The organism is Vreelandella zhanjiangensis DSM 21076 (assembly GCF_000377665.1).
GTDB lineage: Bacteria > Pseudomonadota > Gammaproteobacteria > Pseudomonadales > Halomonadaceae > Vreelandella > Vreelandella zhanjiangensis.
In genome coordinates, this window is sequence record NZ_KB898646.1 from 1 (window position 1) to 23,259 (window position 23,259).

The window sequence follows — 23,259 nt, forward strand, 5'->3', positions numbered from 1 at the left end:
ATCTACAGCGCTGACGAAATCGATAACGGCGTGAACGCCACGGTCACCCTAGGTGAAGGCACCCAAGTGGGCGACACCCTGGTGGTCACTGACGGCAAAGGCAACGAGCTGTTCAACGGCGCCGTTACCCAGGACATGCTGACCGCTGGTCTGGTGGTCACGGTCACCGACCTGGATGCCACCGATACGGCGATCAGCGTGACCGCTACGGTCACCGACCCGGCCGGCAACACTGCGACGGCTACCGACACCGGCACGATCGACTTGGCCCCAGTAGCTGAAGATGGACAGCTGGTAGGCAAAGAAGATACGTCTCTGGCGATTACGTGGGATGCCTTTAAAATTTCAGACGCAGATTCTGCTGATGAAGAGCTGGGAGTAACCATCACCCGGTTGCCTGAAGCAGGAGCATTGCAATACAAAGCTGCCGATGGAAGTTGGCAGAGTGTTGAAGAAAATAGCCACTTCACTAAAGCCCAAATCGATGCAGGCGAGCTGCGCTTTATGCCAGCAGCTAATGAATCCGGCTTCGACGGTTATGGTGGCGATGGTGTGGGTAATCAACAGGCTGACTATGCGCAGTTCAGCTTTATACCTACGGACGCGCGCAACGAGGGTAAAGAGGCAACGCTTACTATTGATATCAAGCCCGTTGCGGATGCGCCTGAAGTATCTATTACGCTAGGGGAAACGGTAGCATCCGAGCGCGAAACAGCTATTACCGTTAAACACGGCAATGTCACGATTGATATCCGGGGAGGAGATATTGCCGCGACGGGGATTGATGGCAAGATTATCAAGCCTCCGTTTAGCGATGGAAACTTGAATCCTGGAAGTGCCAATAATACGCATGGTGCTGATGTAATTGCTTTGATAGGTGACTTTAACAAGCTGGTAAGAGGAAACCAGCCTGTTAACTCTATCAACGGGCAAGACAAGGATTATGTTTTCTTGAGTAAGCCGTATAGCAGCTATTCCGTAGCGTTGGGTGAGGAGCATCAAAACTCTGGCTACGATGGAAGTATCACTGACTTGTCAACTGGGCATACGATTGTCGTTAACAACATCAAGGGTCTCATTTTTGGTGATGGGCATACCATGATGCCGATTGATGCGACGACCACGATTGCCCAAGAGGGTTTCGACATCGTTGAGCTGGATGTATCTGCGAAGCTTGTGGATATTGATGGCAGCGAGTTGTTATCGGGCATCACGCTAACGGGTATACCCGAGGGTGTCATCGTAACCAGCCAGACAGGCGCTGAGGTCATCAAGCAGAGCGATGGCTCTTGGTTCATCAGCAACCCAGATGGTCAGAATCTCACCGATCTGGGCTTGCGGATGGAAATACCGCTTAGTGCCGGTGCGTTCGATGTGGTGGCAAGTGCAACATCGAAAGAAGTTTTGGGCTTCAATGATGACGGTACGCCGATCGTCATCGATACAGCAACCAGCACGGCGACCACGGGCATTGAGCAGTACAATATCATCGTCGGCTCGCCGGGCAATGACGGAATCGAAGGTAGCAGTGGCAACGATATTATCATCGGTGACGTGGCTGGTTTACAGCTCGTGCCAGGGTCGGACTACAATATTGCCTTTATGGTTGATACCTCAAGCAGCATGGGTGTCAAAGGCATTGAAGATGCCAAGGCTTCTCTGGCAGAAGTTTTCAAGGCATTAAAAAACAGTGCCATTGGCGATGATGCAGGTAAGGTCAACATCTTCCTGACAGACTTCAATACGCAGGTGGGTAAGACCGTAAGCGTCGATCTGAAGGATGCAGGGGCGTTGACAAAACTGCAGGCGGCTCTTGATGGCATGAAGTACGTGCGTGATAAGGGAACCAATTACGAAGACGTCTTCAAGACGACCGCCAACTGGTTCCATGGTGATCAGGTTCAAGGTAACCCGGGCACTAATCTGACGTATTTCATTACCGATGGTGCGCCCACGTTCTATCAGCAAAACGAGACCACGAAACCTGTCATTGGATCCAAGAGCAGCAGGAAGTGGACAATAGATCTGGATGTAATTCATTATCAGCCTGGACAGTCGGTTTATGCCAATATCGACGGTACGACACGCGAAGTTATCGACAAAGATGGCGCCGTCAAACAGTGGAACTATAGTTCGGGTTGCGGTGGCGGTAGCTGGAGCAGTACGGTCATTGGCTCCGTCATGGCGGATGGCAAGGGCGGGTATGAGGTCTCCGATTTAGGGGGCAACGGCAGCAGTACGACTCAGGACGTGCTTACCAGCTCGAAAGCTGCATTTGCGCTGCTGGATGGACTGTCCGACATCAATGCTATCGGTATCGGGCCAAGCCTCAACGAAACCCTACTGAGCCAGTTTGATTCTGACGGCATCGTGCAGGCGAACATTGACCCTGAAGATTTGGCTGATGCCATTCTAGGCCAGAACACTACGCTGCCATCGGGCGACGATGTCATTAAGGGCGGCGAAGGGAATGACATTCTCTTTGGTGATCAGGTCAAGTTCGCTGGTATCGAAGGAAACGGTTTGCCGGCCATGAAGGCTTACATTGCTGATAAGTTGGGTATTAAAGATCCTAACGCGCTATCAGCACAGCAGATTCATGAATACATTACCGAAAATCATGAGGAGTTTGGCCGTTTGGGCGGAGCCAGCGGGGGTAATGATATTCTCATCGGTGGCGAGGGTGATGACATTCTCTTTGGCATGGGCGGCAACGATACGCTGATCGGTGGAACTGGTAATGACATCATGTACGGCGGCACTGGTGCCAATACCTTCGTCTGGGAAAGTGGCGACCAAGGTTCGCTCCAGGCACCCGCTGTCGACCAAGTCATGGATTTCCACGTGGGGCGCTTTACCGGCAGTGATTCTGCCGACCGCCTGGATCTGGCTGATTTATTGCAAGGAGAAGACAGCGGCAATATCGATCAGTACATATATGCTGAGCAACAGGGCAGCGATACGGTGCTGCATATCAAGTCAGATGGTGGCTTGAAAGCCGGTGGTGACAATGCCGACCAGCGGATCGTGCTCAAGGATGTCGAGATGCCACAAGGGAGCAGCTCATCAGACTTCATCCAGAGCATGTTGAACGACGGGCAGCTCAAGATTGATCTCTGATATGACATCGTAGTGTAACGAAGCTCCACCTGTTTTTAACGGGTGGAGCTTTCGCCCCTTCAGGATGCTTACGCTAATGCTGAGGAAAGCTTGCAACATGTATTTCGACGATGAACAGTTATTACGCTGGATGAAAGGCGATAAATCCGCCGTTGAATTCATTGAAATGATCTGTGACGTAGCGCACAAATGGGATGATCTGATCGACAGAGATAAAGAGCTTAATGACGATAGCATCAATAAGCTCTTTTTCGACTTGCTGATCCGGCTGCCTCGCAACGTGTTTTACAGAAAGCATTTCGAGCATCTGAACTCGGTGCTGATGAATGCTATTTCCAACTGGCAGATTGCAACAGAGATGGAAAGAGAGGGAGGAGATTATGAAACAAGTATCGCCTTTATTCTGCGATCTTCCTATATTGATTTAATTACTCAGGCTGCGATGCTCACAGGTGGTAATCAATGGGCATGTAATGTCGGCAAACAAGCACGGGCGATTACGCATAACGAGACCTATGAAGGCTATTTAAAGAACTTAACGAAGGAGAAGCAGGAACGAGCGGCAAGACAGTCGTAAGTATTGAGTGTCTATCCCCGCCCTGCAAAGACACTATGTTCTATATCAAACGTAACGCCCAAGGTGAGGTTGTCATGCTCAGTAAGGAGCCGACGCCTGAGTGCAGTGAAACTCTATCGCCTGATTCGCCGGAGGTGATGGCTTTTTTGGCCACGCAAAGTGGTCAGTCTGCGCAATTTGTGGCTTCTGACCTGGCATTTGTACGCGTCGTGGAAGACATTCTTGCAGTGCTGCTAGAAAAGGGGATTATCTCGTTTACGGATCTGCCCATTCCTGCCCAGCAAAAAATCATGGAGCGTAAGTCGCTACGCGCAAAGAGTGGGGTAGGCCTGTTAAGCGACGACGACACGATCTAGGTCGCCGCCGCTAATTCAGAAAATTAAAGACGCACGCCTGGGCCGGTAACGCCATCCATACCACTTAAGAAGGCGTACATTAACTCCTGCGGCTCAGTGACACCTTCGGCAATTACCTGAATACCCAGCGAATGGCACAGTGTCGCCATCCCGCGCACGATGGTTTGTTGCTCGTGGGAAGTATCCAACCCACGAATCAAGCTGCTGTCTATTTTTAGATAAGACAGCCCCACATCGTGCAGGTCAGCGAGTTTGGTAAAGTCTGCGCCCACATGCTCGATGCCGAACTGGCAGCCCAGGGGGCGCAAGGTATTACATAGCCCACGTAATCCGGATAATGCCGATGCATTTAACGTCGCCGGCACTTCAAAACAAAGCTTGGCCGCCAGTATAGGAGCGCCTTCAAGCAGTGACCGCAGCTCAGTAACAAACTGCGCATTGGTGATGGAGGCAATCGAGAGGTTGATGCCTAAGCGCTGTTCGCTGTTGTCTTCCAGCTGGGCCAGTGCGGCCTTCACCACAGCCAGATCAAGTCTGGGTTCTAATTCAAACCGTGTTACCCAGGGGATAAAAACACCAGCGGTCTGCCACTGTTCGCCTAACGCTAACCGGGCCGGACACTCATAATGAAGCACCTGGTTCTGGGCATCGACTACCGGGAAATAAGCTAGCTGTGGGCCTTGTATGATGGCGTTATCCAGGGCTCTGCGCCACTCCGCGTGGGTATTGAATAGGGCGTGGCGTTGATGATGTCGAATGACAATGCGGTGATAAGCGCTGTCACTTTCCGCTTCGGCCAAGGCATCATCCAGGGCTGCTAACAAAAGGCCACGCTGGTCGTTAGCAGAGTAGGGTGTAATAGCGGCGGGTAAGCCTACATCATTTGCCAGTGCTGCTGTGTTATTTAGCGCTTGCTGCAGAGCTGTCTTTAAGGCTTCAACATCGTCTGCCAACGGAAGGAGTAAGGCAAAGTCGCTACCGTTTAAACGGCCAATCAGCGGCGCTTCACTTGTTGTGTCCAGCGCCGCCAGCTGCATTACCAACGTGCGTAGTAAATGGTCGGTTGCCTGATGGCCTAAACGCTCATTGAGCTTGTCCAGCTCACTGACGCGTACCATTATCATCAAGCCGCTGGCACGTGCTTCATCGCTTTCCAATAAGGCACTTAATCTGCCCATAAAGACATCACGGCTTAGCGCATCAGTGACAGGATCATGCTGCAAGCGGCGGCGCAGTTCATCGAGCTTCTGGCTTTCACTGTTGAGCATTTGGCGTACGTTGGCAGACAGCTGGTTCATGGCCTGGGCAAGGTAGCGTAATTCCAAGGTGCGGGGTTCACTGATGGTGGTAAAGCGCTGCGCACTAATATCCTGAGCTTGAGCTACCACGCGGTTAAGCGGGCGCTGAATGCCACGTACAATAGCCATCGCCAGTGCCAAGCTAATAGCTCCGGCGAGGAGAAACCAGCCTGCTAACTCTAATGTGCTGCGCCATAGCGCGTCATAGGCAAAGCTATGTTGGCTCTCAAGTTCCAGCGTACCAAACTGACGCCAGCCGTCTTGAACGGTTGCTACGCCGCTGGGCACATCAAAGTCAATTAACTGTCGAAACCACTGCGGCACGCTGCCCTGGTAGCTTTCCGCTGAGCGCTCAATCAATACGCTGTTGTCGGTATCGCGTAAGGTGATCCGCCGGTAGTAGCCGGTATCAAATTGTGCAGCAACCAGTAGCTCCAAGATAACCGTGTCTTTATCAAGCTGGCTCATGGAGAGCGCAAGAGCGGTGGCGTTGTCTGAGTTTTTAATGCGTACTTCCTGCTCGATATAGTCGCGGCTGGAGGTAATGCTGACCGCTAAGCTACCGATAAATGACAGCAATAGCAGGACAATAATTGCAAGCCAGAGCTGTTTGATCAGTGACATGGTACCTAATGACTTCTTTTCTGATGATTGAGTGCCTAAAGACATAGTGCCTTAATCCTTATTAGATGAAGCCTTGTGATTGCATGCGCTCAAGTACACCCCGCCAGCGCGACAGTCTTGCCAAGGGGTCGGCACGTGACTCAGACGAGCCGCCTGCCCATAATCCTTCGCTGTTAAAACTGAAGAGTGGGTCAAGGTCGGTACGCTGCGAGGCGGGGGTGATAGATGGCGCAATGTTATCCAGTACCAGCGGTTCGGCATTAGGCGTCGAATAGTAACCTAACACCATGTGGGCTTGGGTGATCTGGCTGCGTCCAATACGGGCACGTACATAGATCATTCGCAGCCGTTCGCCCGGCACGCCGAGTTGCTTGAGCGTTATATATTTGGCAATGGAGTAATCCTCGCAGTCTCCACGGCCATTGCCCATTGCTTCAAGAGGAGTTGCCCAATAGTCCTCTTCTCCCCACACCACCATATCGTCAACCCAACGGATGCGTCGGTTAAAGAAATCGTTGACCTCACGCAGCTGCATTTGGACATCCTGGCCGCGTAGGCGCTCCAACATGGCAAACCATTCCTCAAGCACAGCAAGGCCTGACTGCCCATAAGCTTGCTGCATGCTTTGACGTAAGCGTTGGGGGTCAAATGCCGCCGCAGGCGTTGGGTGAATGCCTAAACCAGCGCCCAATAGCAAAGCGCCAGCAGTTGCCAGGAACTGTCGGCGGGAAAGCTTGAAAGGGGAAGGATTAAAAGGCGCGGGCATGAGTCGCCGTCATCACAAAAGGGTGTGCTAAGACTACAAGCTGCCGCGGCTAAGTTCTACATTTGCTTAATGATAAATGACTACTCCGCTGATACCTGATAGGCATTATCCAGAAGCGGTTCAAGCTCAGGCCACACGTTATCTAAAATAATCGGCTGAGCATCGGCGGTTGGGTGGATCCCATCGCTTTGCATGAGCGCCTGATTAAGCGCGATATCTTCCAATAAAAAGGGTACCAGCGGCACGTCATACTCTTCTGCCAGGGAATAGTAAACGCCGGTAAACGCATCCCGGTAGGCCTGGCCGTAGTTGGGAGGAATATCAATTCCCAGCAAGAGAACTTGGGCATCGGCTTCCTGGCTTTGCTCAATCATGCTGGCTAGATTGTCGCGCATCTGAGTGGGCGCAAGACCTCGTAGGCCATCGTTACCACCCAGCTCCAGCAAGACAATATCAGGCTGTTGCTTGGTTAGAATATCGCTAAACCGCTGCAAGCCGCCGGAGGTGGTTTCACCGCTGATACTGGCATTGGCCACCGTTGCTTGGTCGCTCAGACGCTTTTCTAAAAGCGTTACCCACCCTTGGTCATTCTCCAGGCCGTAAGCTGCGCTCAAGCTGTCGCCCATGACCAATACGGTTGGGCGCTCGTTTGCGTTGATAGTTGGGGCGCTTAAGGTGACTATCAGAACCACCAGTCCGCCGGTTACCATGCGGTTAAGTTTATGCCATGCCACAGGGATGCTTTGCTTCATGCCTCACTCCTCGGATCAATCTACACAGTCTTCCACCGCTGGCACCTCGCCGCAAGCGGTTAGCCAACCCAACACCGACTCTCCAATAAGCGGCAAGGTTCCCGCGACTCCCGTGAGCCGGCCTGTTCTACAGGCAGAGAAGCTAACCAAAACGGTTACCAGCGGTGAGCGTAAGCTCGCTATTTTAAATCAGCTGTCGTTAAGCGTAGCGGCGGGCGAGAGCGTTGCAATATTGGGTAAAAGCGGGGCGGGTAAATCAACCCTGCTGGGCCTGTTGGCCGGTCTGGATACGCCCAGTGATGGCGAACTCCGACTGTTCGGTCAACCACTTAGCCGGTTGGATGAAGATGGCCGTGCCGCATTAAGAGCCGGGCGGGTAGGCTTTGTCTTCCAGAATTTCCAGCTGCTGCCTACGCTAAGCGCCCTGGAAAACGTATTATTGCCACTTGAGCTTTCCCCACGTGCAGGAGAAGACCACACTGCGCAGGCCTGGTTGGATAAGGTAGGCCTGGGGGAACGAGTGGATCATCTGCCCAAGCAGCTATCCGGCGGTGAGCAGCAGCGGGTAGCTATTGCCCGAGCGTTTGTTACCGACCCTGAACTGGTGTTTGCTGATGAGCCGACCGGTAATCTGGATCCCGACACCGGCGCTCAGATTATTGATTTGCTGTTCACACTCAACCGGGAGGCTGGCACAACGCTTATTCTGGTCACCCATGACCATGCTCTGGCACGCCGCTGTGATCGTTGCCTGCGACTCGATCAGGGCCAGCTTTTGCCCCTGGATCCCAATACGGTGGGAGGCGGGCAATGAGTGATGTTCCCTGGCGATTAGCCGCAAGAAGTTTAAAGCGTGATTTGCGCTCTGCCGATGTGCGTGCGCTCTTTGTCGCGTTGGTGCTCGCCGTGGCCGCTTCCACCATGATTGCCTTTTTTCTCGATCGTCTGGAGCGTGGTCTTGAACGCCAGGCAGGGCAAATGCTGGGAGGGGATTTAGTCCTTGAACAGCGAAGCCCCTTTTCAGACGAGCTGCGCAATACCTTGCAGGCGGCTGGTTTTGCGCTAAGTGATCAGGTCGATCTGGTCTCTATGATCAGCCTTGGCGAGCGCTTCCAACCTGCAAGTCTTAAAGCGGTCGATGATGCTTACCCGCATTATGGCGTTTCTTATGTGGATGTAGGCAATGGCGCCGAACCTTTTGAACGCGGCCCCTTGGCAGGCGAGGCATGGGTCGACCCGCGCTTGGCCCAGCTGATTGAAATAGAGCTGGGCGACCGTGTTCAGGTTGGTCAAACCGAGTTAACGGTTAGCGGTATTGTTGAGCGGGAAGCTGACCAATCCGGCGGGTTTGGTAATTTTAATCCCCGCTTGATGCTCAATACGGCAGATCTGGAGGCCACGGGGCTTGTGCAGGAGGGCTCTCGAGTCGAGTTTGAACTACTGGCGGCAGGTCCGCCGCAAGCGCTGGATCAAGTGCAAGGCCTGTTGGCGGAACTGCGTCGCGCAGGTGTTGACGTTCGCGACGTACGCGTGGACCGGCCACAGCTGGGTAATGCGTTACAGCGGGCCGACCGCTACCTTGGGCTAGCGGGGCTGGCGGCCGTTTTACTGGCTGGCGTCGCGGTGGCCATGTCGGCGCGGCGTTATGTCGAGCGCCATCTGGATACAGCCGCGTTGCTACGCTGCTTTGGCGCGAGTCAACAGCAGCTTATGGTGCTGTTTAGCCTTCAATTGATCGGCCTTGCCTTGGTAGCGTCGGTGATTGGCGCGTTATTGGGCTTAGCCGGTCAGGCAATTCTACTGCGCCTTTTGGTTAGCTTTTTACCCATGACGCTGCCACCGCCAGGAGTAACGCCACTCTGGTTAGGGATATTAACCGCACTGGCGGTACTGGTGGGGTTTGCCGGGCCGACCCTTTTACGTATTAAGCGGGTTAGCGCACTTAAAGTGTTGCGCCGTGAGCTGGACCCCTTGCCACCTTCGGCTTGGCTTGTAGCGGGCGTGGCAGCTAGCGTATTTGGCGGCCTGCTATGGCTTTACTCGGGCAGCTTGCCCTTAGCAGTCGCGCTATTATTGAGCGGCGGTGTGCTGCTGACAGTGCTGTGGGGCGTCAGTGCGCTGCTGCTTAACGGTATTTTGCATGGCGTCAAAAAGTTAGCCGGTGTGGGTGAGTGGTCGCAGGCGCTTCGTTTGGGCGCGCGTCAATTAGCGCGTCGCCGCCAAGCGGGTGTCGGTCAGCTATTGGCATTTTCGGTGACGTTTTTTGCCATGGCAATGATTGTGCTGGTGCGGGGTGATCTTCTTTCGACCTGGCAGTCTCAACTGCCTGACGATACACCCAATTACTTTGCGATTAATATCCAGCCCGCTGAGCGCGACCCATTTGAGCAGGCCGTGGCTCCACGCGTGGATACGCAAAGCACGCTTTACCCGATGGTACGCGGGCGGATTACGGCGATAAACGATCAGGCGCCAATGGAGGCCGTACCAGAAGATGCCAGAGGCGACGGTTCACTGAGACGTGAACTCAACCTTACCTGGCAGGCCGAGCTGCCGGAAGGCAATCAGGTAGTCGCCGGAGAATGGTTTACACGCCAGCAAAGCGTGCCTGCTGAGCCGCAAGGCTGGTTGAACGCCGTGGATGCCACCCCGCAGCCTGATATAGTGCCTATTTCCATGGAAGAGGAGCTGGCGAGTCGATTAGGACTATCGCTCAACGATACCTTAACCTTCTCCATAGGTGGCGATGAACTAACAACGCGCATTACCAGCTTGCGCAGTCTTAACTGGGACAGCTTCAAGCCTAACTTCTTTGTGATTTTCCCACCCGGCGTGTTGGAACAGTTTGGCCATAGCTATATCACCGCCTTCCATTTACCCGATGAGGAGCAAGGGCTAATACGCCAACTGGTGAGTGATTTTCCAGGGGTATCGTTACTCAACGTCGATGCGATTTTAGGCCAGGTGCGGGATGTGCTCGCCCAAGTGACGCGGGCAATAGAGCTTGTACTGATGCTAGTTCTGCTCGCCGGAATCAGCGTGCTTTACGCTGCTTTAACCGCAAGCCAGCCCATTCGTGCCCATGAAAGTGGCTTGTTGCGTGTCTTTGGTGCGGGTAATCGCATGATTTCTCGTATTCAAGGCGCAGAATACGCACTGCTTGGCTTTACCAGCGGCTTAATGGGGGCCGCACTTGCTGAAGTGGCAACCGCCGCACTCTACATTTACTGGCTCGACTTAACGCCGCGACTGCACATCACCTTATGGCTGGCGTTACCGTTTGGAGGCGCGCTGTTGATCGGCATCATCGGCCATACGCTCTCACGCGGGTTACGCCGCCAAGCACCTGCGGCCAGTTTAGGTTTGTTAGGGGAAGCCTAGATAAATCGCTGGCTGAAGTTAACTTCTTCAGCCCAGCGTTTTTGCGTTTGACCCGTCATGAGCGGCATTCATGCAGTACCTGACGCGGATGCGATGAAAGTCGCGTCCGGCTGCGTTATGATAGCGGCCTGATTGCTTTCATGAATGATCCTTATCTACGAGGTTTCCCGCCAATGTTCAGCCGCGATATGACAATTGCCGGATTTGATGATGCGCTGTTTGATGCCATGCAGAAAGAAGTGGCTCGCCAAGAAGCTCACATTGAGTTAATTGCTTCCGAAAACTACGCAAGTCCACGCGTAATGGAAGCGCAAGGCAGCCAGCTGACCAACAAATACGCTGAAGGCTATCCTGGCAAGCGCTACTATGGCGGCTGCGAGTTTGTCGATATCGCTGAAAACCTCGCGATTGACTACGCAAAAGAGCTGTTCGGCGCAACCTACGTTAACGTGCAGCCGCACTCTGGTTCTCAGGCCAACAGCGCGGTATTTTTAGCGCTGGTTAAGCCGGGCGACACCATTTTAGGTATGAGCCTGGACGCCGGCGGTCACTTGACCCATGGTGCCAAACCAAGCTTCTCCGGCAAGCAGTACAATGCGGTTCAGTACGGCTTAAACGAGCAAGGCCTGATTGATTATGATCAAGTGGCTGAGCTTGCCCGTGAGCACAAGCCGAAAATGATTATTGCCGGCTTCTCTGCCTACTCGCAAATTGTCGATTGGGCTAAATTCCGCGAAATTGCCGACGAAGTAGGCGCTTACCTGCTGGTGGATATGGCCCACGTAGCGGGTCTGGTCGCGGCAGGCGTTTACCCAAGCCCCTTGCCGCATGCCCACGTTGTTACCTCAACGACCCATAAGACGCTGCGCGGTCCGCGTAGTGGCGTGATTTTGTCGGCTGAAAATGATGCCGACATCGAGAAAAAGCTGCAGTCTGCCGTATTCCCCGGTGGCCAGGGCGGCCCGTTGATGCATGCGATTGCGGCAAAAGCGGTCTGCTTCAAAGAAGCCATGGCGCCCGAATTTAAAGCTTACCAGCAGCAGGTCGTTAAAAATGCCAAGGTAATGGCGGGCGTGTTTATGGACCGCGGTTTTGATATCGTTTCCGGCGGCACCGAAGACCACCTGTTCCTGCTCTCGTTAATCAAGCAGGGCGTGACCGGTAAAGATGCTGATGCGGCACTAGGCCGTGCGCATATCACCGTTAACAAAAACGCCGTGCCTAACGACCCGCAAAGCCCGTTTGTCACGTCAGGTCTGCGTATCGGTACGCCAGCGGTAACTACACGTGGTTTCGGTGAAGAAGAGTGCCGTCAGCTGGCAGGTTGGATCAGTGACATTCTGGATGTGCTGGCCAAAGGCGAAGACACCAGCGCCATTGAAGCGCAAGTGGCAGAGAAAGTGGCCGAGGTTTGTGGCCGTTTCCCGGTTTATAAGTAATTAGTAATCGCTATACTGGATAAATAGTTCTCCGGCTATGGACAGCCGCAACGCGCGGGAGGCCCCAAAGGGTCTCCCGCGTTTTGCTTTTTAAGCTCAAGCTTTTAAAACTGAAAAGCTATTAACCTAAGCGAGTGCCGCGAGGCTAGCCAAGCTTTTCTGAACCAGGGCAGATGCTTGCCCCTGTGAGTCAGACTCACAGTAGCAGCGCAGTTCCGGGGCATTGCCGGAGGGGCGCAAATGCACGATATCGCTATTTTCCAGCGTCGCGCGTAAGCCATCAATAGTGTTCACCTCTTTAATCGGCGACGCTAACTCTAAGGCTTCCTGCATATTTTCAGGAGCTGCTTGCCATTTGGCTAACAGGGACGTGCTCTGTTGGGTAGGAAAATCCTTGAGCCGGTCGCTGGCGGTGTATCGCAATGGAAGATCGCTAAATAGCTGTGACAGTCTGATACCCCGTTGGGCCGCTGTTATCATCAAGGTCAGTGCGGGTAAAAGGGCATCGCGGGTCGGCAGTGCCGCCAGCTCACGATTATCAGCCTTCAACTCACTGCCCAGTAAGAAACCGCCATTTGCCTCAAAGCCCGCGACGCGATCAAACTGCTTGTTGAGCGTTGCCATACTGGCTAATACATAGGGTGAACCAATGCGGGTCCGCTCAACTTGTTTAAACGCACCGCATGCCTCGATAGCTGTGTTACAGCTTACCGGAACCGCAAGCGCTTCAATTCCCAACGCTCGAGCGCATAGTAAGCCCACCACATCACCCCGCTGCCAGGTACCTGTCTCATCGCCCACCAGTGGCCTGTCGCCATCACCATCAGTGGAGAATAGGGCATGCAGCTGGTGCTGTTTTGCCCATGCACGGCCCTTTGCCTGATCTTCTTCGCTGACTGCTTCAGTATCCACTGGAACAAAGGTTTCGCTACGGCCGAGTACAACGACATCGGCGCCCAGCTCAGTGAATATATGGGCATTTAAATCACGCCCGGCAGCAGAATGTTGATATAGCCCTACGCGCCAGCCTTTTAGCGGCTCGCCGGTAAACCACGAGGTAAAGTGTCGGGCGTATGTCTCGTTGGCTACATCAGAAACGTCATTGCGTACCGGAAGCACCTCTGCTGGCATCTGCGCAGTAGAGGTTAAGATTGCGTTTTCGTCCTGCTTGGTAATTTCGCCATCAGGACGGTAGAACTTAATCCCATTACGATCAAAGGGGATATGACTGCCGGTAATCATTATGCAGGGAATACCGTCTGCCATGGCCTGCAGCGCAAGCGCAGGAGTAGGCAGTACGCCATAGTCATCAACCTTGATACCCATGGCGTGGGCGGCGCCAGTACACGCCGCTACCATGGCTGGACTGCTGGGGCGGCGGTCCATACCGATTGCAATCCGTTTTACGTCAAAGCTCGACTGCATGGCGGAAATAAACGCCACGCTAAATGCGGCACATACTTCGTCAGTAAACTGCTCTACCAGCCCCCGTGCGCCGCTGGTACCGAAGGCGATGCCGCTGTCAGCAATAATGGCCGCTGCTAAACGTGTTGAGCTCAACGTGTTTCTCCAAGGTTAAAGGCAGGTGTGAAGTAGTAAGCGTATAAGTTTATGCAATGAATTTAACACGCTGTAAAGCCGGGACCACGGATTACCTGTGTTCGGGGAGTTATTCGAGGCTTAAAAAAATGGCCTCCGCAAGCGAAGGCCATTGATAACTGACGTTTCAGTACTGTTTGGATGCCAAGTACTTTTTAGGTTCCAAGGACGGTTTAGACCTCTGCAGCAGTTAGGTTTAAACCCACCAAAATAGGGTCGTGATCAGAGCTGCGGAACGGGTCCGGCGCGTACAAGTTTTCAACTTGGCGCTCAGTCGTGTACTCGGTGTTGTAATCCAGCGCGGTCGCTTCATCTGCATTGATATGCCAAGTCGTCGTGCCGGTGACCTGCTGGGCCAGCGATTCGCTTGCCAACGCATGATCCAGCGACCCCCAGAAGCCATCAAAGACGTAGCTGTAATCGTCATCCAGCAGCTCAAACCCCGCTTCTTTCAGAGCCGTAATGGGGTCTTCCATGGCATAAGCGTTCAAGTCGCCCAAGATGAGTACGTCTTGATCGTTACTGCCTGTTGGGTTACTTTCCAGCCATTCAAGGAGCTCCTTGGCTGCCTCAACGCGCGTCGGGTTGTTGTTGCCTTGACCATCCCCAATGGCGTTTTCGCCATTGATCACACTGCCCTTTGACTTGAAGTGGTTGACGACCACGGAGAACTGCTCGCCGTTATCGTCGGTGAAGGTTTGCATGACCGGGGGGCGGTTGCCATAGGCAAACGCGCCGTCGGTCTTGGTGGCCGCGTCACCGGCGGGTGTCACTGCTTGGCTGTTGTAGATCACGCCAACGGTGATGGCGTCACTACCCGGGCTTACGATATTACCTTCCGCATCCTTGGGTATGCTGTAGGCCCATGTCACGCCATCAAGGCCTTTTTGCTGAGCATCGGCATTCAAGGCATTAACAAGGGCCGCAATGGCACTGTCTTCCCCGAAGCCATTGTTTTCAACTTCCATCAGGCCCACGACATCGGCACCGCTGGTATTGATGGCGTTAACGATCTTGGCTTCCTGCCGGCCAAATTCTTCAGCATTGTTGGCGCCACGCGGTGAATGCACAGTGCCGTCAAGGGTGGTTGTTTTATTGCCGTTCTCATCCAGCGTATTGAAATAGTTAAGTACGTTGAATGACGCCACCTTGATTCCAGCATCGCCCAAAGCATCGGTATCCGGAGTGGCTGGGCGGTCGGGGCCGTAGAAATCCAGGCCATCGACGTTTTGTACTTTCCACTCCCCATGGCTGAAGTCCAGTACACCCTCCAGGGTGTCCAGCATATCGCCCCCACGTAGAGGATTGGTAGCAGAGAGCTCTTCACCGTTACGACCATAGATAATCGGGTCCGGGTTTTGCGACGAGTTGGCGTCATCGATCTTGATTGTGCGGGCTTCTGCATCCTCGAGCCAAGCGCTATAACCTTCCACACTCGGCGTATTGACCTCGGTAAACTGCTCCAGGCGGCCGTTGGCAGAGAGGGTTACCTCACCATAACGGCCTAGCTCATAAAGCTCAGTAACCACTAACGGCTCGCCATTTAGCCCTTCAATAGCAACACGCATGCCTTCAAACGCTTCCAGACCCTGTTTGTTGGCAAAAGGCAGCTTGATGACCTGGCTCTGAGGCAGAGGCTGCTCGCGAGCCAGAATATCGAGGCTGGAGCGGTCAGCGGTAAGCTGGGTCTTTTCATAAAATTCTGAGACGGTGCCACCAATACGGATCTGGTCGCCAGCCGAGAGTTGCTCAAGCCAGGCGCTGCTGCCGCTTCCGGTGTAAACAAAGATGCCTTCAGAAGTCAGCGGGTTATCGTCGTTATCCTCGTCTTCTTCTTGCAAGAAGAAGCCGTCCATGCCGGGCGTTACCATGGTAACGATCGCCTCTAGCGTGACGTTCTCGCCATCTAGCGTGCTGGTGCCGCCTTCACCTTGAACCGTCGATATCAGTGTAATTTCAGGCTCCGGCTTGATTGCAACGCCAGGAGAGGCGAGGGCAGGCATGTCACCGTTATCACCCCCTGTAGCAGAAGAGCTAGCCGCGCCTTCTTCATCTGCCTGGGTGAATGCCTGGCGGTCCACGTTCCACGAAGCGGCGTCGTTTTCCGACGTGTCGGGGTAGGCTTCAAAAGCGACTTTGTTGCCATCAATACGCGGGTCGCCTTGCCAGAGAGTCACTGCATCGCCACCGCTGCCGAGGCCAGCGGCATTGTCGGCAAAGCCAATATTAAGGCTATCGATGTTACTGATATTGCTCCAGGCCTCACGAAACTGTGCCACGGCATCAATACCACCATCGACGATCACAATGGCAGATTCGCCCGGTGCCAGCGTGGTGAGTCCTTCGATAAGCACGGCATCTTGCGGGTTGGCGCTGTCGTCATCGTAGTAGAGCGGTGATTCAGTAAAGTCCAGAGTTTCACCAGAGCGATTGGTGATTTCAAACCAGTCTTCGGTAATATCCGCCCCCGCTTGGCCTGGCCAGATCTCGGTGATGGCCAGGCCAATGTCGCTTTCGCCCGGCACATACGGGGCTTCCATCGTGCCGATACGAAATGCCGTTGTTGCATTATCAGGCAGGGCGTTGCGGTCGAATGTCCAGTTGTCGGGATTGCCAATCGCTGCCAGAAGCGCGTCTGCGGTGCCATAACCATCGGCGGTAAAGGCCGCATTACGCGCGCTGCCTACGGCGATGGCTGTCGTGCCATTTTCAAGGCCCGGCGGCAGGGCAGAATTATTGGAATTTGTCGCCGTTTCCTGCCACTCGCTACTATTGGTTTGAATGGCATAGATAAACGTGGGAGCCGTATCTTCGCCCACAAACGCGATGACCTGGTCGCCACCCACGGCAAGGTTGAAACTGCCGTTACCTACTGCGGCGCTATTGGCATTCGAAAACTGGTCGGCGTTTTGAGTGTGAGAAATTACCGTGCCCGGGGCAACACCGCCAGCAGGCGCTGTCCATTTTACGGCACCTTCATTGGCCCGGAAACCATCGCCCGCCCAGCCGGAATCCGTGAAGGTAATTTCTGCTCCTTCGGCGATACCGTGTAACACCACAAACTGAAACTCTTTTTCGCTGCCGCTGACGGCCGTTACCGCTATATCGCCTGGGCGAGGTGTCATATCCGGCAATGCGGCAAAAGAAATGTCGGTGCCAATAAACTGCTGCTGGCTATCCGGGAGATCCTTTGAAGCGCGACCATCATCAAACCAGTCAACCGTGCCGCTATCAAAAAGCACGCTGGCCGAAATGCCCGCATCGCTCATTTTCACATCGAAAAGTGCTTCGGGTTTCGCGGTGAGCGCATCCGGGATGGTATTGAGATCAACCCCCTCAATTTCACGCACGGCGTGGTGGCCGTCCCAGAAGTAGAGCCCGAAATCAACGTCGTCGCTATCGTCTACAGGGCCTGCCAGAATCAGGTACCCCTCATCGCTGGCTTGCTCAATGGCGCGCACGGCCCGGCCATCAAGGTCCAGACGCAGCGGCTCGCCGAAAGACGCCTGTGTCGCGCTTCCATCGACCAGATCGATAGCATTGGTCACCGGTAGCAATTGGGCGAAACCGTCATCTAGCGGTGCCCGAAGGCCAAGATAAAGGGTATCGTCGATGAATACGGCACCTTCAACGTTTATCCCCTGGGCCAATTTGAGTGCGTTTTCGCCTAACCCGTGTCCGTTGCTGGCATCCCAGTTGGTTAGCTGTTCGGCAAGGTCGGTAAACTGGCCAGTCACGTTGATAGTAAAGGTGTCAGCGCTGTCGCCGGCCACTTCCGTGCTGAAGATCATCGAACGCTGGCCGCTTTGATGCGACCCCAGCCAGTACTGGACACCCTGGTAGGTCGCCACGGCTTCAAGATCTACTTCCTGGCTATCGCTGAGCCCTAGCGCATCATTCAGATTCATTTCCAAAAGCGGCGGGCCACCTGCCTCGCGATCATAAAGGCGCAAGGTCTGATCTTCGTCATCGGCTACCAACATTAGCTGTTCATCAATGGCAACGGCCGCGGATGCATCTGATGCACCCTGGTAGTAACGCTCGCCAAGCTGGAAATCGGGCTGGGGTGTTTTACTCTGTTCCGGCTCTTCGGGCTGTTCCGGCTCTTCGGGCTGCTCCGGTTCTTCGGGCTGCTCCGGTTCTTCGGGCTGTTCCGGCTCTTCAGGCTGCTCCGGCGTTTCTGGCTCAGGTTGGGCTGCTTCATCCTCTATTCGGTCAATAAGATCGCCCAGCAAGGTATCGAAACTCACGCCTGCTGCACTGTCATTATTCCCCATAAGGGTTTGCAGCACTTGGGCCGGGGCCAGCTCCTGGCTTTCGCTACTAGCTGTGATGGCTTGTAGAATCTGCTCACGTGAAGCGCCCGTGGAAAGTAGTCCCAGCCAGTAATCAGCGCCTGCGGGCTCCGGCGAGCGTCCCAATATCCCCTGATACGCTTGAGTCAGCCAGGCGGCATCGTCGCTTTGCGAGGCAATCGTCTGGAACTCAGCAGACGCCTTGAAACTTTCAGTGGCTTCTTGCAGCGTCAATCCCTCACGCAGCATGTTGGCCCAGTAGGTAAGGCCTTCGGTATCGGCTGAACGCAACAGGTAAGTGGTATATAGCTGACTGATCGGCTGAATCACTTCGCTGAACTCAGCGCTGGCAATCAGGTTACGAGCAACGCCCTCGACATCTATCTCAGCGCTATCAAGTAAACCCGTCCAGTAACGCTGTCCTTGATCATCGGATTGGCGTAACAGCAGCGTCTGGTACAACGAACTAACAATGATCTGATTATTCATGCTCATTTTCCGTCCAGGTAAGCAGTCATTCATTTGTGGTTTGGGCTATGCATGTGCTTGGTGCAGGCCACATGCCCGATAAGGCCCTGTCAATACGCGGCGTCCATCGTTCGCAATATCACGTGATTACCTAACCTAACGTCTGGGTATGTCATGATTGTGACGTTTTGGATATCGTGTAAACGTTACGCAACAGGCGCTTGCCCAAGTCCCGACCTCTCGGGTGAAATGATTTTTTTGTGCGAATTTATTCAAAGTGTCATATAGCCGTCATTGTTAGCTCAGTAACATTCCCCATTGCTTGACGGGCCGATTACTCAAAAAAAGAAGGGGATTTCAATGAGCAACTTTCAACTACAGCTTCTGCATGCCGCTGACATGGAAGGGGGCGGTGGGGATCTGCTGAACGCACCCAATTTCGTTTCCATTATCGACCACCTGGAAAACCAGTACGCCAACTCACTGTTTGTCAGCTCCGGTGACCTGGTGTTACCTGGGCCTTACTTGAGCGCCGCGTCTGAAGAGAGCCTGCAAGCTGCGTTCCAGACCGCCGTGGAGGATATTTACGGGTTGGAAGCGGGTTCCATGAGTGGCATTACCGCCGCGTCGGGCCGGGTTGAAGCGCTGCTGATGGATCTGGTAAATGCTGCGGCCGTGACGCTTGGCAACCATGAGTTCGATCTGGGCACCGGCTTGATTGCCGACATGCTGGCGCCTGTGGTCAATGGTGACAGTGCCGCCGACGTCGCGTGGCTGGGCGCCCAGTTTCCGTATATCTCTGCCAACCTGGACTTCTCCGGCGATTCAGCGCTAAGCGGTCTGGCCACCAACGAGATTTTCTCACACGATGCATTTCAGTCGACGCTTGAAGAAGTGCTGGCTGGCGCGAACAAGCCCAAGCTAGCCCCGGCGGTCATTGCCGAACGCGGCGGTGAAAAGATTGGCATCATTGGTATTACCACCCAGATTCTCGAGAGTATTTCATCCATTGGCGGTGTAGACGTTCTCTCGGGCGGCAGCAATGATATGCAGGCGCTTGCCGCTATCATTCAGCCAGTGATTGATGACCTGGAAGCGCAAGGCATCAACAAGATCATCCTGAGTGCGCACTTGCAGCAAATTCAGTTTGAAGAGGAGCTTGCCACCCTGCTGGACGGCGTCGATATCATTATCGCCGGTGGCTCGGATTCGCTGCTGGCCAATGAAACCGACATTGAACGCGGCCTGTTTCCCGGTGCGGGCGAGCCGTATGACACCTATCCGATTCTTACCAAGGATGCGTCCGGTAACGACGTGGTCATCGTGAACACCGATGCCGGCTGGCGCTATGTCGCTCAGCTAGTGGTCGAGTTTGACGAAAATGGCCATATCGTAACCGACTCGATCGAGCAGGCTACTTCAGGAATTTACGCCTCGACGGACGAGCAGGTAGAAGCCCTGTGGGGCAGCCTGGAAGCCGCTTTTGCAGATGGCACCAAAGGCCAGATTGCCCAGGATCTTGTCGGTGCCGTAGGTGAGTTCGTGGCCGACCAGGATGGCAATGTTCTTGGCCTGACCGATGTGTATATGGTAGGCGAGCGCGGCTCTGTGCGCACCGAAGAGACCAACCTTGGTAATCTCACCGCCGATGCCAACCTCTGGTATGCCCGCCAGCTGGATAGCGACGTCATGGTCTCGTTCAAGAACGGCGGCGGCATTCGTGAAGCGATTGGCGAAGTCGTGGTGCAAGGCGGCGATAGCGAGCCCAGCTACCAGGCACCGTCTGCCAACGATGCCATCGGCAAACCGGCAGGTGGCGTGTCGCAGTTGGACGCCGCCTCGGCACTGCGCTTCAACAACGACCTAACCATTCTGACGGTTAACCGCAGCACACTGCTTGACGTGCTAGAGCACGCGGTAGCCGCAGCTGCACCCAGTATCACTGCGGGTCAGTTCGCTCAGGTGGGTGGTATTCAATACAGCTACGACTGGGAACAGCCTGCTGGACAGCGCATTCAAAGTGCCGCCATTCTCAACGAAGACGGCAAGATTCACGACGTACTGGTGGCCAACGGGCGCCTGGTCGGCGATGCAGACGCGACCGTTAAAGTCGTTACTCTAGGCTTCATGGCCGATGGCGGCGACGGTTACCCGTTAGGGGAAGGACGCTATCTTGAACGAGTTGACCTGCTTGAAGCCTATACGCTTGATGGCAAGTTCGATTTCGCCGAGAAGGGCAGTGAGCAGGACGCCTTCGCTGAATACATGGGTGCCATGTATAGCGAGACACCGTTCAGCGAAGCCGAAACGTCGATTAGTGAAGACCTGCGCATTCAAAACCTGGCATTCCGCGATGACGCCGTGCTCAGCGAAGCGGTTGACCCGCTCCTGCGCCTTTACGATGCGGCTTTTGATCGCGATGCCGATGGCATGGGCCTGGGCTACTGGCTAGATGTGAGCCAGAGTGCAAGCTTTGAAACTATTGCCAACAGCTTTATTGCCTCTGATGAGTTCAACCAGCGCCATATAGGCATTCAAGATGACGCCTTTGTAGATTTAATGTACGCCAACGTGCTCGAACGAGCGGCAGATGCGGCAGGTAAGCAGTACTGGCTGGATGCAATGGCCAACGGCGCGGAAAAAGGTGCGGTAATGGTTGGTTTTTCAGAGTCTGATGAGAGCATGTTGCTATTTGGATGATGTTTTCGTTCTAAATATATAAAACCCGCTCTTGTAACGCCCCTACCCCTGGCAGGGGCGTTTCTGTTATGCTGCCGCGATTAATCTTCGCGTGACTTCTTTGATTCAACGGTGACCCCTCCATGGCAAAGCAACAGGAAGCAACGGATCTACAGCGCGCATTAAGTGCCTGTAAGGGTTCGTTTGTATCGGTGGGTTTTTTCAGCATGTTCGTTAACCTGCTGATGCTAGTTCCCCCGATGTATATGCTCCAGGTTTATGATCGCGTACTAACCACGCAAAGCTTCGATACTCTGGTTATGCTCACACTGGTTGTCGTATTTCTTTTTATGGTGATGGGAGGGCTGGAGCTTGTAAGGTCGCGCATGCTGGTGCGTATCGGCAACCGTCTGGATACCACCATTAATCAACGACTTTACAGCGCCATGTTCCGGCGCAGCATCGTAACGCAGGGTAGCTCCAGCGCTCAGCCGCTGAACGACTTGACCAGCCTGCGTCAGTTTTTGACTGGCAACGGCCTGTTTGCCTTTTTTGATGCGCCTTGGGTGCCTATCTATCTTGGTATTTTGTTCATTTTTCATCCATGGCTTGGCGTCTTTGCCACCTGTGCGGGCATTATCCTGTTCGTACTGGCCCTGGTGAATGAAAAATCAACAAAGGGCCTGCTGGCAGAAGCCAATAGTGAGCAGATCCAGGCGCAAAACTTGGCCAACTCCAACTTGAGAAACGCAGAAGTACTCCATGCCATGGGCATGTTGCCGGGCATCATGGGCCGCTGGTCCAAGCGCCACCATGAGTTTCTTGCCAAACAGTCCCAGGCAAGCGACCGCGCCGGTGCATTGACAAATACATCTAAAGTGATGCGCCTTCTATTCCAGTCACTGATTCTTGGCTTGGGTGCGCTGCTGGTGCTCAATGGTGATATGACGCCCGGTATGATGATTGCAGGCTCCATCTTGATGGGGCGTGCGCTGGCACCTATCGATCAGATGATTGGTGGCTGGAAAGGCTTTGTTGCTGCGCGAGGCGCTTATAGCCGGTTAAACGAACTGCTAAACCAGATACCCGAAGACCAGCGCCGTATGTCGCTGCCGGCTCCCAAGGGTATCGTGGATATTGAAAATGTTGCAGCGGCCCCTCCAGGAACCCGCATGGCCACGATTCGCGGCATTAACTTCAGCGTGGCCCAGGGCGAACATGTCGGCATCATCGGTCCAAGTGCAGCGGGTAAGTCAACGCTTGCTCGCGTGCTGCTGGGTATATGGCCAACCCAGGTTGGCGATGTACGCCTGGATGGCGGTGAAATCAACCAGTACAACCGCGACGAGCTGGGTCCTTATATTGGTTATCTGCCACAGGATATCGAGCTTTTCGACGGCACCATTAGCGAAAATATTGCCCGGTTTGGCAACATTGACGCTGATAAAGTGGTAACAGCGGCCAAAAAAGCCGGGGTGCATGAAATGGTGTTGGAGCTTTCCAACGGTTATGACACCGTTATCTCCTCCACCAGTGGCGCGCTTTCCGGTGGCCAGCGTCAGCGACTCGGCTTGGCGCGAGCGCTGTATGGAAACCCTGTTTTAGTCGTGTTAGACGAACCCAATGCCAACTTGGATGACGCAGGAGAGCGTGCGCTAGGCCAGGCGATCTCCCATTTGAAAGCTGAAGGTACAACGCTGTTTGTCATTAGTCATCGTACTAGCGTGCTGAAGTCCATGGATAAATTATTGGTCATGAAAGAAGGCCAAGTAAGTATGTTTGGCCCTAGAGACCAAGTGCTTGCCCAGTTTGCTAAGAAATCGCGCCCCCAAGTAGGCCAGCAAAGTTCAGCTCGCCTTTCCGCTATTTCCGGTGGTCGTAGTGGCGGCAGTGAGGAGTCGTAAT

13 protein-coding genes are annotated in these 23,259 nt (G+C 54.1%); 8 read left to right on the plus strand and 5 right to left on the minus strand.

Features of this window, described 5'->3' with window-relative positions:
- Positions 1 to 30 precede the first annotated feature (30 nt).
- The 3 genes from D467_RS0100005 (at position 31) to D467_RS0100015 (ending at position 4,053) form a co-directional block, all read left to right on the plus strand.
- Positions 31 to 3,120, plus strand: coding sequence for a type I secretion C-terminal target domain-containing protein (locus D467_RS0100005; RefSeq protein WP_208596450.1), 3,090 nt, complete (start codon positions 31 to 33; stop codon positions 3,118 to 3,120).
- A gap of 97 nt (positions 3,121 to 3,217) precedes the next feature.
- Entirely contained in the window at positions 3,218 to 3,697 is a 480-nt protein-coding gene (locus D467_RS0100010) for a hypothetical protein (RefSeq protein ID WP_018915443.1), read from the plus strand.
- Between the two features lie 35 nt (positions 3,698 to 3,732).
- Positions 3,733 to 4,053, plus strand: a complete 321-nt coding sequence (locus D467_RS0100015) for a hypothetical protein (RefSeq protein WP_018915444.1) — start codon at positions 3,733 to 3,735, stop codon at positions 4,051 to 4,053.
- 23 nt (positions 4,054 to 4,076) lie between these two features.
- Here D467_RS0100015 and D467_RS0100020 read toward each other — a convergent pair whose 3' ends face one another.
- From D467_RS0100020 to D467_RS0100030, 3 genes are all read right to left on the minus strand, one after another.
- Positions 4,077 to 5,975: a bifunctional diguanylate cyclase/phosphodiesterase gene (locus D467_RS0100020; protein ID WP_026285529.1), complete on the minus strand. Its 1,899-nt coding sequence runs from the start codon at positions 5,973 to 5,975 to the stop codon at positions 4,077 to 4,079.
- 61 nt (positions 5,976 to 6,036) lie between these two features.
- Complete coding sequence (locus D467_RS0100025) at positions 6,037 to 6,741, minus strand: transglutaminase-like cysteine peptidase (protein WP_018915446.1); 705 nt, start codon at positions 6,739 to 6,741, stop codon at positions 6,037 to 6,039.
- Between the two features lie 80 nt (positions 6,742 to 6,821).
- Positions 6,822 to 7,493 carry an arylesterase gene (locus tag D467_RS0100030; RefSeq protein ID WP_018915447.1) on the minus strand — a complete coding sequence of 224 codons (672 nt, stop codon included), beginning with the start codon at positions 7,491 to 7,493 and terminating at the stop codon, positions 6,822 to 6,824.
- Between D467_RS0100030 and D467_RS0100035 the strand changes: the two genes are divergently transcribed.
- From D467_RS0100035 to glyA, 3 genes are all read left to right on the plus strand, one after another.
- Positions 7,492 to 8,307, plus strand: a complete 816-nt coding sequence (locus D467_RS0100035) for an ABC transporter ATP-binding protein (RefSeq protein WP_026285530.1) — start codon at positions 7,492 to 7,494, stop codon at positions 8,305 to 8,307. The two genes, D467_RS0100030 and D467_RS0100035, sit on opposite strands and share 2 nt — an antisense overlap.
- Positions 8,304 to 10,874, plus strand: coding sequence for an ABC transporter permease (locus D467_RS0100040; RefSeq protein WP_018915449.1), 2,571 nt, complete (start codon positions 8,304 to 8,306; stop codon positions 10,872 to 10,874). Before D467_RS0100035 ends, D467_RS0100040 begins: the two co-directional genes overlap by 4 nt.
- 173 nt (positions 10,875 to 11,047) lie before the next feature.
- The gene (gene glyA, locus D467_RS0100045) at positions 11,048 to 12,313 is read left to right on the plus strand and encodes a serine hydroxymethyltransferase (protein ID WP_018915450.1); all 1,266 of its coding nucleotides are present in this window, start codon (positions 11,048 to 11,050) and stop codon (positions 12,311 to 12,313) included.
- Between the two features lie 126 nt (positions 12,314 to 12,439).
- On the opposite strand, the gene D467_RS0100050 is transcribed toward glyA, so the two are convergent.
- Both D467_RS0100050 and D467_RS0100055 read right to left on the minus strand, forming a co-directional pair.
- A complete protein-coding gene (locus D467_RS0100050) occupies positions 12,440 to 13,873 on the minus strand; it encodes a phosphomannomutase (protein ID WP_018915451.1) in 1,434 nt (477 codons plus the stop codon).
- A gap of 212 nt (positions 13,874 to 14,085) precedes the next feature.
- On the minus strand, positions 14,086 to 18,696 hold the full coding sequence (locus tag D467_RS0100055) for an ExeM/NucH family extracellular endonuclease (RefSeq protein WP_018915452.1): 4,611 nt from the start codon (positions 18,694 to 18,696) through the stop codon (positions 14,086 to 14,088).
- A 339-nt stretch (positions 18,697 to 19,035) separates the two neighbouring features.
- Here D467_RS0100055 and D467_RS0100060 point away from each other — a divergent pair, with 339 nt between their 5' ends.
- Both D467_RS0100060 and D467_RS0100065 read left to right on the plus strand, forming a co-directional pair.
- Complete coding sequence (locus tag D467_RS0100060; protein WP_018915453.1) at positions 19,036 to 21,375, plus strand: DUF4214 domain-containing protein; 2,340 nt, start codon at positions 19,036 to 19,038, stop codon at positions 21,373 to 21,375.
- 122 nt (positions 21,376 to 21,497) lie between these two features.
- Positions 21,498 to 23,258, plus strand: a complete 1,761-nt coding sequence (locus D467_RS0100065; protein WP_018915454.1) for a type I secretion system permease/ATPase — start codon at positions 21,498 to 21,500, stop codon at positions 23,256 to 23,258.
- Position 23,259: the final 1 nt, after the last annotated feature.